The 14,555-nt window shown below is 64.4% G+C and carries 13 protein-coding genes; 11 read left to right on the top strand and 2 right to left on the bottom strand.

The features are described 5' to 3' along the window. Positions 1 to 163: 163 nt before the first annotated feature. The 11 genes from BMW76_RS14205 (at position 164) to BMW76_RS14155 (ending at position 11,833) form a co-directional block, all read left to right on the top strand. Positions 164 to 1,351, top strand: a complete 1,188-nt coding sequence (locus BMW76_RS14205; RefSeq protein ID WP_090865921.1) for an FAD-dependent monooxygenase — start codon at positions 164 to 166, stop codon at positions 1,349 to 1,351. A 65-nt stretch (positions 1,352 to 1,416) separates the two neighbouring features. After that, on the top strand, positions 1,417 to 1,953 hold the full coding sequence (locus BMW76_RS14200; protein ID WP_090866113.1) for a VOC family protein: 537 nt from the start codon (positions 1,417 to 1,419) through the stop codon (positions 1,951 to 1,953). Continuing rightward, a complete protein-coding gene (fahA, locus tag BMW76_RS14195) occupies positions 1,950 to 3,299 on the top strand; it encodes a fumarylacetoacetase (protein ID WP_090865919.1) in 1,350 nt (449 codons plus the stop codon). Before BMW76_RS14200 ends, fahA begins: the two co-directional genes overlap by 4 nt. A 3-nt stretch (positions 3,300 to 3,302) precedes the next feature. Then, positions 3,303 to 4,070, top strand: coding sequence for an alpha/beta fold hydrolase (locus tag BMW76_RS14190; protein ID WP_090865918.1), 768 nt, complete (start codon positions 3,303 to 3,305; stop codon positions 4,068 to 4,070). Positions 4,071 to 4,153: 83 nt separating this feature from the next. Beyond that, on the top strand, positions 4,154 to 4,966 hold the full coding sequence (locus BMW76_RS14185; protein WP_090865916.1) for an FAD binding domain-containing protein: 813 nt from the start codon (positions 4,154 to 4,156) through the stop codon (positions 4,964 to 4,966). 27 nt (positions 4,967 to 4,993) lie between these two features. Continuing rightward, complete coding sequence (locus tag BMW76_RS14180; RefSeq protein ID WP_090865914.1) at positions 4,994 to 5,455, top strand: SRPBCC family protein; 462 nt, start codon at positions 4,994 to 4,996, stop codon at positions 5,453 to 5,455. A gap of 67 nt (positions 5,456 to 5,522) precedes the next feature. Further along, positions 5,523 to 6,044 (top strand): (2Fe-2S)-binding protein, encoded by a 522-nt coding sequence (locus tag BMW76_RS14175; protein ID WP_090865912.1) that lies wholly within the window; start codon positions 5,523 to 5,525, stop codon positions 6,042 to 6,044. Continuing rightward, on the top strand, positions 6,041 to 8,392 hold the full coding sequence (locus BMW76_RS14170) for a xanthine dehydrogenase family protein molybdopterin-binding subunit (RefSeq protein WP_090865910.1): 2,352 nt from the start codon (positions 6,041 to 6,043) through the stop codon (positions 8,390 to 8,392). Before BMW76_RS14175 ends, BMW76_RS14170 begins: the two co-directional genes overlap by 4 nt. Then, positions 8,382 to 9,107 (top strand): enoyl-CoA hydratase/isomerase family protein, encoded by a 726-nt coding sequence (locus tag BMW76_RS14165; RefSeq protein ID WP_090865909.1) that lies wholly within the window; start codon positions 8,382 to 8,384, stop codon positions 9,105 to 9,107. Before BMW76_RS14170 ends, BMW76_RS14165 begins: the two co-directional genes overlap by 11 nt. 55 nt (positions 9,108 to 9,162) lie before the next feature. Beyond that, positions 9,163 to 10,728 (top strand): UbiD family decarboxylase, encoded by a 1,566-nt coding sequence (locus BMW76_RS14160; protein WP_090865907.1) that lies wholly within the window; start codon positions 9,163 to 9,165, stop codon positions 10,726 to 10,728. 172 nt (positions 10,729 to 10,900) lie between these two features. After that, the gene (locus BMW76_RS14155) at positions 10,901 to 11,833 is read left to right on the top strand and encodes a LysR family transcriptional regulator (RefSeq protein WP_090865905.1); all 933 of its coding nucleotides are present in this window, start codon (positions 10,901 to 10,903) and stop codon (positions 11,831 to 11,833) included. Positions 11,834 to 11,860: 27 nt separating this feature from the next. On the opposite strand, the gene BMW76_RS14150 is transcribed toward BMW76_RS14155, so the two are convergent. After that, complete coding sequence (locus BMW76_RS14150; RefSeq protein ID WP_090865903.1) at positions 11,861 to 12,892, bottom strand: XdhC family protein; 1,032 nt, start codon at positions 12,890 to 12,892, stop codon at positions 11,861 to 11,863. Positions 12,893 to 13,036: 144 nt separating this feature from the next. Beyond that, positions 13,037 to 14,194: a diguanylate cyclase domain-containing protein gene (locus BMW76_RS14145; protein WP_245763221.1), complete on the bottom strand. Its 1,158-nt coding sequence runs from the start codon at positions 14,192 to 14,194 to the stop codon at positions 13,037 to 13,039. Positions 14,195 to 14,555: the final 361 nt, after the last annotated feature.

The following is a 14,555-nucleotide window of genomic DNA, read 5'->3' as shown; positions in this document are numbered from 1 at the left end:
AAATTTCATTGATAACTCATTCGGATTAATTTGCTTCTTTCGCGTGATCCGCTGATTTAAAGTGAATCCCGATTTCACCGGGTTTATCACTGACAAGAATTATCGATTGATTGATAGCCAATATCGATAAAAGCGCCCATCACGAAAGAGGTCGAATCGTCGAATGAAGATAGTTATTGCAGGCGCCGGTATCGGCGGATTGACGGCTGCCGCCGCGTTATTGAAGAAAGGTTTCGATGTCACGGTTTTCGAGCAGGCGCAGGCGCTGAAGGAAATCGGTGCGGGCGTGCAGCTGAGTTCGAACGCGACGCGCGTGCTGTATCAGCTGGGCGTCGGCGATGCGCTCGAAGATCTCGCATGCGAGCCGCTCGGCAAATGCGTGCGACTCTGGAACAGCGGCCAGCGCTGGCGTCTGTTCGACCTCGGCGTGCAATCGCGTGAGGCCTACGGCTATCCGTACTTCACGCTGCATCGCGCCGACCTTCACCAGGCGCTCGCCGATGTCGTGCGCGCGATGAAGCCCGACGCCATTCGGCTCAATCACAAGGTCGAAAGCTTCTCGCAGCAGAATGGCAAGGTCGTCGTGCAGGCGGTGAGCGGCGAAACCAGCGAAGGCGATCTGCTGATCGGCGCGGACGGCGTGCATTCGCGCGTGCGCCGTGCGCTCTTCGGTCCCGACGAGCCCGTATTTTCCGGCGTGATGGCGTGGCGCGGCGTGATCGACGCGGCGAAGCTGCCCGAGCATCTGCGCTCGCCGTATGGCGCGAACTGGGTCGGTCCGGGCGCGCACGTGATTCACTATCCGCTGCGCGGCGCGCGATTGATCAACTTCGTCGGTGCAATCGAGAAGTCCGGCTGGCAAGTCGAATCGTGGTCCGAGCGCGGCACGCTCGAAGAATGCCTCGCCGATTTCGAAGGCTGGCACGAAGACGTGCGCACGCTGATCTCGGCCATCGACATTCCGTACAAGTGGGCACTGATGGTGCGCGAACCGATGGCGCGCTGGAGCGAGGGCCACGCGACGCTGCTCGGCGACGCGTGCCATCCGACGCTGCCGTTCCTCGCGCAAGGCGCGGGCATGGCGATCGAAGACGGCTATCTGCTCGCGCGCTGCCTCGAACGCTACGCAGACGATATCCCTCACGCGTTGCAACGCTATGAAGCGCTGCGGCTCGATCGCACCGCGCGCGTGGTGCGCGGCTCGGCGGCGAACGCGACGCGCTTTCACAATCCGCAGCTTGCGCACGCGGAAGGCGCCGCTGCCTACGTCGATCGCGAATGGAGCGAGGAGCGCGTGAAAGAGCGCTACAACTGGCTCTTCGAATACAACGTCGATGCGGTCGAAGTCTGATACGGCGCGCGCCGCATTTCACGACTGCCCGTAAGAACCACGCATTACAAGGAGACTCCGTGTCTATCGACTCTACCCGTCCGGCGCCCGTGCTTGGCCTGCATCACTTCGCGTGGCGCTGCCGCGATGCCGAAGAAACGCGCCACTTCTACGAAGACATTCTCGGGCTGCCGCTCGTCCATGTGATCCGTCTCGACCGCGTGCCGAGCACGGGCGAATACTGCCCCTACGTGCACGTATTCTTCGAAATGGCCGACGGATCGAACATCGCTTTCTTCGATCTCGGCGACGACAAGGCCGCCTTGCCTTCGCCGAATACGCCGCCGTGGGTCAATCACATCGCGCTGCGGCTCGACACGCTCGGGCAGCTCGAATCGATGAAAGCGCGGCTGATCGACAACGGCATCGAGGTGCTCGGCGTGACCGACCATCACTTCGTGCGCTCGATCTATTTCTTCGACCCCAACGGATTGCGCGTCGAACTGACGGTGCCCGTTGCGCCTGTCGAAGAACTCGAAGGCTATAAAATGCGTGCTCGGCCCGCCCTCGATGCGTGGACCGCAGAGAAAAGCAAGGCAGTATCGGAGACACGCCCCGCATGAGTGCACTGAATGTCACGCACGATCCGGCGCGGCGAAGCTGGATCGAGTCGGCGAATACCGGCGACACGGATTTCCCCATACAGAACCTGCCGTTCGGCGCATTCGTACGCGACGGCGAAGCCCGCACGGGTGTGGCCATCGGCGATCGCATCGTCGATCTGCGCGCGCTGCACGACATCGCATTGCTCGACGGCGAAGCGGCGCGCGCGTGTGCATCGGCTCGCGGCAGCACGCTGAATGCTCTGATGGCGCTCGATGCTCGCCACGTGAGCGCGTTGCGCGCCGCGCTGTCGGATCTGCTGAAACACGATGCGTCTGCGCGCTCGCAGCTCGAATCATCGATCGATGCAGTACTGCCGCTCATGACGGATGTCGAGTTGACGCTGCCCTGGACGATCGGCGACTACACGGACTTCCTGACGTCGCGGCATCACACCGAGCGTCACGGCCGCTACAAGGGTCTCGCCGATCCGCTGCCTGCCGCGTTCAAGTCGCTGCCGATCGCCTATCATGGCCGCGCATCGTCGATGAGAGTGAGCGGCGGCGACGTGCGGCGTCCGCACGGACAGTATCGCGACGCGGACGGCAACGTGCGCTTCGGTCCTGCGCCGATGCTCGACTTCGAACTGGAGCTCGCGGCCGTCATCGGTCACGGCAATGAACTGACGCGCGCCGTTTCGGTCGACAGCGCGCGCCAGCATGTATTCGGTTACTGCCTGCTCAACGACTGGTCGGCGAAAAGCATTCAATGGTTCGAACAGGTGCTGGGGCCGTTCCTCGGTAAAAGCTTCCACTCGAGCGTGTCGCCGTGGCTCGTCACCGAAGAAGCGCTCGCGCCGTTCCGCAAGGCCGCGCCACAGCGCGCAGCCGGCGATCCCGCGATCCTGCCGCATCTCAACGGCGCACGCGATCAGCGCAACGGCGGCCTGCATCTGGAGCTGTTCGCGCATCTGTCGACGGCCGCGATGCGCAGCGACCGCCTGCCACCTGCGCAGATCACGCACACGCATCTCGACAACCTGTACTGGACGTTTGCGCAGATGATCGCGCATCACACGAGCAACGGCTGCAATCTGCGCACGGGCGATCTGCTCGGCAGCGGCACGATTTCAGGCGCGAGCGACGAGTCGCGCGCGTGTCTGACGGAGCTCAGCGAAGCGGGCAAGAAGCCGCTGCTGCTTGCGAACGGCGAGACGCGCATCGAACTGCAAGACGGCGACGAAATCGTGCTGAGCGCGCGTGCCAGTGCGCCGGGCGCGGTGTCGATCGGCTTCGGCGAATGCCGCGGACGCATCGCTTCTGCGCTGCCGTATCCGTTCGACGCGGCATCCCATGAGGAGCATTGAATCATGACGACGACGTTCAATGGCTTCAGGCAGTTCGGCAACGGCCCGCACAAGGTGATCGCGCTGAACGGCTGGCTCGGCAGCTCGGCCGACTGGGACGCGCTCAAGTCCGCGCTCGATCCCGAACGCTTCAGCTATGCGTTCTTCGACTATCGCGGCTATGGGCTTTCGCGCGATCTCGACGGCACATTCACGTTCGACGAAGTGGCGAGCGATGTGCTCGCGCTCGCGGATCATCTCGACTGGCCGCGCTTCAGCCTCGTCGGTCATTCGATGGGCGCCATGGCGATGCAGCGCGTGCTCGTCGCCGCGCCCGAGCGCATCGTGAAGATGGCGGGCATTTCCGCCGTGCCCGCGTGCGGCTCGCGAATGGACGAGACACGCATCGCGATGTTCTCCGCCGCAATCGACGATGTCGCGAAGCGCGCAGGCATCATTCACTTTTCGACGGGCAGCCGGCTCGCCGCACGATGGAGCACGCAGCTCGCGCAAACGTCGCTGCGCGAGTCGCGGCGCGAAGCGTTTGCTGCGTATCTGCCGCAATGGGCAACGGGCGACTTCGCCGCGCAGGTCGAAGGAAATGCGACACCCGTGAAGCTGTTTGTCGGCGAACACGATCCGACCATCACGGCGGACCTGATGACGCGCACGTGGCTCACGTGGTATCCGAATGCCACGCTGGAAACGCTGCACAACGCCGGACACTACGCGATGTTCGAGGTGCCCGTGGCGCTCGCCACTGCACTGGAAAACTGGCTCTCGGAGCCGTAAGAGACACACGGCGAAGCCGTCAATACGGATGTCAGGCATGCGCGCGACGAAGACGCGGCGACGCGCATGCTGCAGGAGACAACATGTACGAGACTACCTATCTGCGCGCAGCATCGCTTGCCGAAGCGGTCGACTGGCTGCGCGAGCATGACGAAGCGCGGCCGCTGTCGGGCGGCATGACCTTGATACCCACGCTCAAGCAGCGACTCGCGGCGCCGTCGCATCTGATCGATCTGACGCGGCTCGACGAACTGCGCGGGATCGACGTGCGCGGCCACGTGCTGCAAACGCTGCACATAGGCGCGCTGATGAAGCATGCGGAGGTTGCCGCATCCCCGGTCGTGCGCGAAGCGATTCCCGCGCTCGCGCACCTGGCGAGCCTGATCGCCGATCCGCAGGTGCGTAATCGCGGCACGATGGGCGGCTCGGTCGCGAACAACGATCCCGCCGCGGACTACCCTTGTGCCGTGCTCGCGCTCAACGCGCATGTCATCACGTCGTCGCAACGCCGCATTCCCGCCGACGACTTTTTCATCGACACATTCGAAACCGCGCTTGAACCGGCCGAGCTCGTCACCGCAATCGAATTCGCCATTCCTCGCCGCGCCGCCTATGCAAAGTACCGGCATCCCGCGTCGGGCTATGCGGTCGCGGGCGTGTTCATCGCGCAGTACGACGACGCGATTCGCATCGCGGTGACGGGCGCGGGCGCATCGGTGTTCCGCTGGTTCGAGGCGGAGGCCGCGTTGCAGCAGGATCTGTCGGAGGCCGCGCTCGCGTCGCTCTTCATCGACCGCGCAACGCTGCCCGACGACGACAACGCGTCGGCGTCGTATCGCGCGCATCTGATCGAAACCTATACCCGCCGCGCACTGCAGGCGCTGCTCGCGTCGTAAGGACGCCCGCTCAATCAGGAGAACAGGATGGAATTCACCGGATCGCAAACCATCGCGGCATCGCGCGAACAGGTATGGCAAGGACTCAACGACGCGGCAGTGCTGCAGGAATGCATTCCCGGCTGCGAAGCTTTTACGGCTGAAAACGAAGACCAGTACAAGGCCGTCGTCGTCGCGTCCGTCGGCCCCGTGAAGGCGCGCTTCAAAGGCACGCTCGAACTGTCCGGGCGCGACGCGCCGAACGGCTACCGGCTCGTCGGCCAGGGCGAGGGCGGCATTGCGGGCTTCGGCAAGATGACGGCCACCGTCACGCTCGCCGATGCCGAAGACGGCACGCTGCTCACCTATGTCGCCGAAGCGCAGGTCGGCGGCAAGCTCGCGCAGATCGGCTCGCGGCTCGTGACGTCGGTCGCGAACAAGCTCGCCGCCGAGTTCTTCAAACGCTTCAACGCAACGCTGAGCGCCGCCAGCGAAGCCGCTGCGGAATGAGCTTACCCGCACGAATGCACGAACGCACGAACGCACGAACGCACGAACGGGGACATACAGGTGAATCATGGTTGAAGTCCAATTGCAGGTGAACGGCACGGACGTTACGCGCGATGTGCCCGACAACACACTGCTCGTCGAATTCCTGCGCGAGCACTTGCGGCTCACGGGCACGCACGTCGGTTGCGATACGAGCCAGTGTGGCGCATGCACGGTCCATCTCGACGGCAACGCCGTCAAGTCCTGCACCGTGCTCGCCGCCCAGGCGAGCGGCGGACAGGTGGTCACGATCGAAGGCCTCGGCGAACAGTGCGGCGCGCGATGCAGCGGCAAGCTGCATCCAGTGCAGAACGCGTTCGTCCAATGCCACGGCTTGCAGTGCGGCTTCTGCACACCGGGCATGATCATGGCGAGCGCGTTCTATCTGCGCGAAGAGCCTGCTCTCGATACCGCGAGCATCGGTCACGCGCTGGAAGGCAACATCTGCCGCTGCACGGGCTATGTGAACATCATCGAAGCCGTTCGCCACGCCGCGCGCGAGATGTACCCCGATGCGCCGTTCGCGAAGACGGAGGAACACGCGTCATGATCGGCAAACCGATACCTCGCGTCGAAGACCAGCGCTTCGTCACCGGCAACGGCCAGTACACGGACGACATTCACGTCGACGGCCAGTTGCACGCGGCCTTTCTGCGCTCGCCTCATGCGCACGCGGCGCTGCGCTCGATCGACATCGGCGCGGCGAAGGAAGCGCCCGGCGTGATCGCCGTGCTGATCGGCCAGGACTATCTCGACGACGGCTTTCAGGGCGTCGACCATGTGCCGAATCCCGTCGATGCCGTCGACGCGACGAAGAAGGCTTTCCTCACATCGCTGACGGGTTCGATCTTCGACCAGCTTCACGTGCCGCTGCCCATCGACCGCGTGCGCTACGTCGGCGAAGCGATTGCGATGGTGATCGCCGAAACGCCGTTGCAGGCGCGCAATGCAACGGAGCTGATCGAAGTCGATTACGACGTGCTCGACGCCGTCGTCAATGCCGCCGATGCAATGCAAGCCGATGCGCCGCAACTGTGGGACGGCGCGCATGGCAACCTGTGTTTCCAGACGCAGATCGGCGATCGCGAAGCGGCACGCCAGATACTCGCGCAAGCCGACCACGTCGTGCGCCGCGAGTTTCATCACAGCCGGCTCGTCAACTGCCAGATGGAACCGCGCAGCGCGATCGGCATGCATGACCCGGCCACCGACGTCTATACGCTGATCTCCGGCAGCCAGGGCGCCGTGCGCCAGCAGCTGTGCCTCGCCGCTGCGCTTAAAGTGCCGCCTGCGCGGATGCGCGTCGTGTGCCCCGACACGGGCGGCGGCTTCGGGCCGCGTTCGTTCATCTATGTCGAGCAGCTGGCTGTCGTATGGGCCGCGCGCCGCGTCGGGCGTCCCGTGAAGTGGACGAGCGATCGCAGCGAAGCCTTCCTCTCCGATTACCAGGGGCGCGACGCGATCATCCGCTCCGCAATCGGCTTTTCGAAAGACGGCCGCATTCTCGCGATCGACAACGAGTGGATCGGCAATGTGGGCGCGCACACCGTCTCGTATGTGCCGATGTCGAACGGCACGCGCATCATGACGTCCGTCTACGACGTCCCCGTCGCCGCCGTGCACGTGAGCGCCGTCTTGACCAACACGGTTCCGACCGCGCCTTATCGCGGCGCGGGCCGTCCCGAAGCGACGCACGTAATCGAACGGATGCTCGATCTCGCGGCAAGCGAACTGGGCATCGACCGCGCGGAAATCCGCCGCCGCAATCTCGTGCCGCACGACAAGCTGCCGTATCGCAGCCCGATGGGTCTTACGTACGACAGCGGCGACTTCGCGCGCAACATGGCGCGCGCGCTGACGCTCGCGCAGTGGGACAGCTTCGAGGAACGCCGCGCGCAATCGCTCGCGAACGGACGGCTGCGCGGCATCGGCCTCGCGAACTATATCGAATCGCCCGTCGGCGCGCCGCGCGAGCGGATCGAACTGACAGTGCGCGCTGACGGCAGCGTCGATATCGTGTCGGGCACGCAGTCGACGGGCCAGGGCCACGAGACCACGTTCGCGCAGGTCATCGCGCATCACCTCGGCGTGCCGATGGAAGCCGTGAAGCTGCGCACGGGCGATACCGCGTTCGTGAGCGTCGGCGGCGGCAGCCACTCGGACCGCACGATGCGTCTGGGCGGCATGCTGCTCGTCGATACCGCGCAGCAGATCGTCGCGATCGGCAAGCAGGTGGCGGCCGGCCTGTTCGGCGTGGAGCCGGCGCAGGTCGCGTTCGCGGACGCATGGTTCACGACGCCCTCCTCCGGCCAGCGCATCGGCCTCGCGGAAGTCGCGCACTATGTGTCGAAGGACGGCTTGCCCGGCGATCCGTCGACGAAGAGGCTGTACGCGCACGCGGAAGTCAACACGCGCGTGCCCGCGCATCCGACGGGCGCCGCGATTTGCGAACTCGAAGTGGACCCCGATACGGGCGTCGTGCAGCTCGTGAACTACACATCCGTCGACGATGTCGGACAGCCGATCAATCCGCTGATCGTCGAAGGCCAGGTGCATGGCGGTCTCGCGCAGGGCATCGGCCAGGCGCTGTCCGAAGGCTTCTATATGGACCGCGATACGGGGCAGGTGCTGACGGGCTCGTACATGGACTACGGCATGCCGCGCGCGGGCGTGATTCCACCGCTCAACGTCGAGCTGACGGAAGACCCGACGCACGGCAATCCGCTGCGCGTGAAAGGGGGCGGCGAGAGCGGCATCACGCCCGCGACGGCCACGATCTTCAACGCGCTGGCCGACGCGCTCAAGGCCTACGGCAACGACGAACTCGCGATGCCCGCCACGCCGAAGGTCGTCTGGGAATACATCCATCGCGCGCAAGGAGGCGCACATGTCAACTGAATCCGTCGCTATCCGTCGCAAGGGCACGCTGCTCGAAGTCGAACTCGACCGGCCCGAGAACGGCAACCTGATCGACCAGCCGATGAGCGATGCCATCATCGCCGCCGTCAGCACGATCGACGACGACACGAAGCTCGTGCGCATCGTCAGCAGCGGCAAGGACTTCTGCAAGGGACGCCAGTCGCCGATGCCGCCCGCGGGCGCGAAGCCGTCGGCGGAAACGCTGCGGCGCGTGGTTGCCGCGCCGCCGCTCGCGCTCTACGACGCACTGAAGGCCGTGCGCGTACCCGTGCTTTCCGTGGTGCGCGGCGAAGCGATCGGTGTGGGCTGCGCGCTCGCGGGCGTGTGCGATGTCGCGCTCGCCGCCGACGACGCCGTCTTCCAGATTCCCGAAATGGAACGCGATATTCCGCCGACGCTCGTGATGTCCGCGCTGATCGGACGTGTGCCCGTAAAGACGGTTGCGCACATGGTGCTGAGCCGCGCGCGGCTGTCCGCGCAGGAAGCACTCGTCGCGGGGCTCGTGAGCCGCGTCGTGGCCGCCGCGTCGCTCGACGACGAAGCCGATGCGCTCACCGAAACGCTGCTCGGCTGCAGCGCGGTCACGCTGCGCGCCGTCAAGCAGTTCCTGCATCTCGCGCCCGAAATGCCCGCAAGCGGCGCGAGCGGCTTTGCCGCGCATCTTGCCGCGACCGCGCTGTCGGCGCGTTTCTAACGATAGCGATAACGACTGCGCGCAGCGTGCCGCCCTCAGCCTAAGGACCACTACATTGAGACCCAAGACCGCCATCCCTTCGACCGCGCAAGGCGCGGAACTGCCCGACCTCGAACGCTTCCGGCTGCGCCGCTTCCTCGCTTCGCTCGACGAAACGGAGCTCGAACGGCACGATGAGCCCGTCGATCTCGCCGACGTCGCCGGCATCATGGAAGGCAATCCGCGCGCGGTGTGGTTTCAGCAGCCGTCGGGCGGCGCGGTATCGCTCGCGGGCAGCGTCGCGGCTAGCCGTTCGCGCCTTGCCAAAGCGTTCGACACGACGCCGGCGCAACTGCTCGAAGTCGTGCGCGAGCGTCTGCGCACGAAAGGCAAGCTCGTCGAAGTGCGCCGCGAAGAAGCGCCCGTGCAACAGGTCGTGCTGACGGGCGATGACTGCGATTTCACCGCGCTGCCCGTGCATCTGCAGCACGATCTGGACGGCGCGCCGTATATTTCGGCGTCGATCGATTTCGCCGTCGATCCCGACACCGGCTGGACCAATGTCGGCATTCGCCGTCTGATGCTGCGTGGCAGACGCACGGCGGGTATCGACCTCGTCGCGCCGTCCGATCTGCGCGCGATTGCGATTGCGCATGCGAAGCGCGGCGAGCGGCTGCCGATCGCGTTCGCCGTCGGCACGCATCCCATCGATCACGTCGGCGCGACGATGCGCATTCCCGCCGACGAGCTCGAACTCGTCGCGGCGCTGCGCGGCGCGCCGATGGGCGTCGTCACATGCGTGACCAACGATCTGCTCGTGCCCGCCGACGCCGAGTTCATCCTCGAAGGCTATCTGGATGAACGCGGCCACGCGGAGCCTGAAGGGCCATACGGCGAATTCCTCGGCTACTACGGCGGCATCAAGACGAACCCGGTGTTTCATCTGACGGCCATCACGCATCGCAAGGATGCCGTGTTCCAGACGTGCACGATCGGCGGCCGCACGATGGCGCGCACCGATACCGCGCAACTGGCCGCGCTGCGCACGGAAGTGACCGTCTGGCGCGCGCTCGAAACCGCCGTGCGCGAAATCAGGGGCGTCTATGCGAGCCCCGCGACGGGCGGCATGTTCAATGTGCGCGTCGCGATGCAACAGCGCGTGCCCGGCGAGGCGCGCAATGCGATCTCGGCTGTATTCGCGTCGCTCGCGAACGTCAAGCATGTATTCGTCGTCGACCACGATATCGACATCTTCTCCGACGAGCAGATGGACTGGGCGCTCGCCACGCGCTTCCAGGCCGACCGCGATCTCGTGATGCACACCGGCATGCGCGCGATGCCGCTCGATCCGTCGCTGGGCGGCGCAAACGTGACGGCAAAGGTCGGCTTTGACCTGACGCTGCCGCTGCTGCGTCCGGGCGAAGAGCGCGATCTCGAACATCGCGTGCCGACGCCGCCCGCATTCACGGGCGCGCGCTTCGACTCGCTCGAAGCCGCTCTGGAGCACGGACCGAAGCGCTTCACCGAACTGATGTCGGCGACGGGCACGCGCGACGGCCGCGAAATCGTGCGCTGGCTCGAAGATACGGGCGCCGCGCGCGCGATCGTCCGCGACAGCGAAGGCCGCTACGCATTCGCTTAAAGCGCGCCTTCGGCGCCCACATCGCGCTGTCACGACATTTGCGCGTCAAGCACAGCCGCCGCTCGATGGCGGCCCGGTATCCGCGATCGGGCTTGTCCCGGTCGCGGATACGCCTGCACGGCGATAGAATCCGGGCAGCTCTGTCCTGCCCTGCCTTCGAGGATCGCCGTCGATGAACCTGTCCCTCAAACAACTCAAAGTCTTTCTTGGCGTCGCGAACGCATCGAGCTTTACGAAGACGGCGCAGAGCATGCATCTGAGTCAGGCGGCGCTGAGCGCGATCATTCGCGAGCTGGAAACGCAACTCAATTGCCGGCTGTTCGAGCGCACGACACGCACCGTCGCGCTGACGGAAGCGGGCCGCCTGTTCTATCCGACGGCGATGAAGATCGTCGAGACGCTAGAGAAATCCGTCATCGAGCTGAACGAGCTGGGCCGGCAAAAGAAGGCCTCGCTGCTGCTGGGCTGCACGCCGATGATCGCCGCGAGCCTGATGCCGCAAGTGCTCGCGCGCTTCGCCGAGACCAGTCCGCAAGCGCAGATCGAACTGGTCGATCGCCCGCCAAGCGAACTGCTGAAGATGGTCGAGGAAGGCGACCTGGATGCGGCGTTCGGCGTGTTCTTCTCGCAGCTCTCCGGTATCGATCGCGTGCCGATCTTTCCAACGCGGCTCGTCGTCGTGTCGTCGACGATGGATGGCGCGCACGGCATCGGCAAGGTGCCGCGCGACGGCGTGCAGTGGCGCGCGCTCGAAGGGCTGCCGATGATCACGCTGCCCAAGGACAACCCGTTGCAGCGCCTGATCGAAGCGTCGCTGTCGAAGGAAGAAGTGACGACGGGAAGGCGCACGGTCGTCGGGCATTTGCAGACGGCGATTGCGATGGCGCATGAAGGGCTCGGCGTCGCGATCATGCCTTCGTTCTGCGAGCACATCTGCCGCCACTATCAGGTGCGGATCGACGTGATTCGTCCGGAGGTGGAGTTTTCGTTTTACAGGATCACGCGCAGCGGCCGCGATACGCTCGCCGCGCTCGACGAGTTCACGCAGATGTTCGCCGCGGCCGCGCAGTTGAGTCCCTTCGATACGGCGGCCAGCGTGAAGTAAACGTCGTGGGCGTTGTGGACGCCTGTGCTACGCGAAGCACGCGAGTTCGGAATCGACGAACGACGACACCATGCCGTGCGCTGTCTTTGCAGCGCCGACCTGCAACGACGGCGGCATGATCACTCCGTTCTTCGCCGCCGTCACTTCAGCAAGAATCGACACGGCGATTTCAGGCGGCGTCCTGCTGCCGATATAAATCCCGATCGGCCCATGCAGCCGCGCGAGTTCGGTTTCCGTGAGATCGAATTCTTTCAGCCGTTCGCGCCGCGCCGCGTTATTGCGCCGCGAGCCCAACGCGCCGACGTAAAACGCGGGCGTCTTCAATGCCTCCATCAACGCGAGATCGTCGAGCTTCGGATCATGTGTGAGCGCAATCACTGCGCAGCGCTCGTCGGGTTTCATGTCGAGTACCGTATCGTCGGGCATCGTACGGACCACTTTCGTGCCCGGCACGTCCCATTCATCCGTGTACTCTTCGCGTGGATCGCACACCGTCACCTGATAGTCGAGCCCCACCGCGATATTGCACAGATAGCGCGATAACTGCCCCGCGCCGATCACGAGCATCCGATAACGCGGGCCGTGTATCGTCAGCAGACGTTTGTTGTCGAAGTCGACGCCATCGGTGGCCTGCGCGGGTCCCAGGCTCGCGACGCCCGTTTCCATATCGAGCATGCGCGCAACGAGACGCCCCGCTTCGACGGCTTCACATAGTTCGGCGATGCCGCTCGCTTTCGTCAGCGGCTCCAGCACGAGTTGAATCGTGCCGCCGCACGGCAGGCCGAAACGATGCGCCTCTTCTGCCGTGATGCCGTATTTCACCGCTTCGGGTTTCGTCTGCTCGATGCCGCGCTGACGTACGCGATCGATCAGATCGTCTTCGATACAGCCGCCCGACACCGAGCCGACCACCGCGCCATCGTCGCGCACCACGAGCATCGCGCCCTCGGGACGCGGCGACGAGCCCCACGTCTTCACCACCGTCACGAGCAGCGCGCGATGTCCCTCATCGAGCCAGCGCGCGCTGGACTTCAATACTTCGAGATTGACACTGTCCACGTTCGATACCCGATTCCTGCAACTCATCCTGCAGACAGTCTAATGGCCGGAACTAGGAGCGTGAATCGGTGAATATCGATCAAGCAATCGAAATTGCTGAAGAGTGAGTCGTGCGACGGCGACGGGCATTCGTTATCCGGTGCCTCATCTTTTCAGCCTCACGACATTCGACGGATGCTGTTCCGACAAAACACCGAAGCTCCACGTCGAACGGCCGCCGCGCTTTGCGACATACATCGCGGCATCGGCGACATCGAGCAGTTTCTCGACCGACTGCACGCGATCAGGGAATGTCGCGATGCCGATGCTCACGCCAATTTCGAAGCGGCCATCGAACTCCCTCTCGCCGACCACGCGCACGCAGCGAATCAGCCGCTCCGAAAGTTCTCGCAGTTGCGCGTCGTCGCCGCAATCCGGCGCGAGCAGAACGAACTCGTCGCCACCCACGCGCGCGAGCACGTCGCTCTGTCTCGTCGCTTCGCGCAGCGCATCGGCGAGGCGCCGTAGCAATGCATCGCCGGCGCTATGACCGAGTGTGTCGTTGACGCTCTTGAAACCGTCGATGTCGAGGAACAGCAGCGCGATGCGTCGTTCGGGGGCGAAATGAAGTTGCGCATTCAGCGCATCGATCGCGGACAACAGGCGTCGCCGGTTAGGCAGGCCCGTCAGCGGATCGTGTGCGGCCTCGCGGTCGAGCGCGGCAGACCATGCGTGCACTTTCGCAAACGCGCGGCGCTGGATATGCAGCGTGTAGATCATCAGGCAGCCGACGAGAACGGCAACGACTGCCAGCGCGGCCGTTCCGAACACGAGGCGCTCGTGCGCATCGCGTGCGGCAGCCTTGCGCTTCTGCTGCCATCGGTCCAGCAGTTGCCCCATGTCGTCGCGAAGCGCGTCCATGTAACGCTCGCCCTCGTTGGTACGGATCAGCGTCAGCGCGTCATTGCTGTGCCCCGTGCGCACGAGCTCGACTGTTTGCGCCAGTTCGCTAATCTTGTCCGTCTTCACATGTTCGACGGCATCGACGAGCGCTTCGGACAGCTCGTCACCAGCCACGACCCGATGCAGCCGGAGGACTGAGTCGTCGAGGTCGCGAACACCCTGTCGATACGGTTGCAAATAGCTTTCGTCACCCGTCAGCAGATACCCGCGTTGCCCTGTCTCCGCGTTTTCCAGATCGTGAAGAACACGATTTGCCTGGCTCAATACGGCAACGGCATCTTCATCCAGCAGGCTGTCGCTGATGATGACGCGGGCTTCGTGCAGGAACAGACCGGCCGCGATCAGCAGACCGAAAGTCATGAAGAGGTAAAGCACAATGAAGCGCCACCGGTCAGCGCTCGCGGCTTTGTACAGACGCGCAGGCAACGCGCTCCCCCAGGCATTCAGGAATCAAAAGTCTAATGATAGAGGAGCGAGCCGATGCTGGCGATCCGGGCAAAACCTGTCAACGCGATCCGCGCCGCGCAGCGCGCGTAACGACTCGCGAAACTGCCGTGTCTGCGCTTGCGCCGACACGCGCCGCGACCTCGTGCGATTCGTTCAGCAGATCGATCAACTGATAAATCGTTCGAATACGATCCGCTATTTATGCACTGCTTATGCGGTATTTATTTGAATCGGACTGGTTGCACACATGGCCGTTTACGCTGCTATAGTCGGC

The sequence above is a fragment of the Paraburkholderia diazotrophica genome (assembly GCF_900108945.1).
Taxonomy (GTDB): Bacteria; Pseudomonadota; Gammaproteobacteria; order Burkholderiales; family Burkholderiaceae; genus Paraburkholderia; species Paraburkholderia diazotrophica.
The sequence above is the reverse complement of the archived record's forward strand: the minus strand, read 5'-3'. Positions and strand labels throughout refer to the sequence as shown.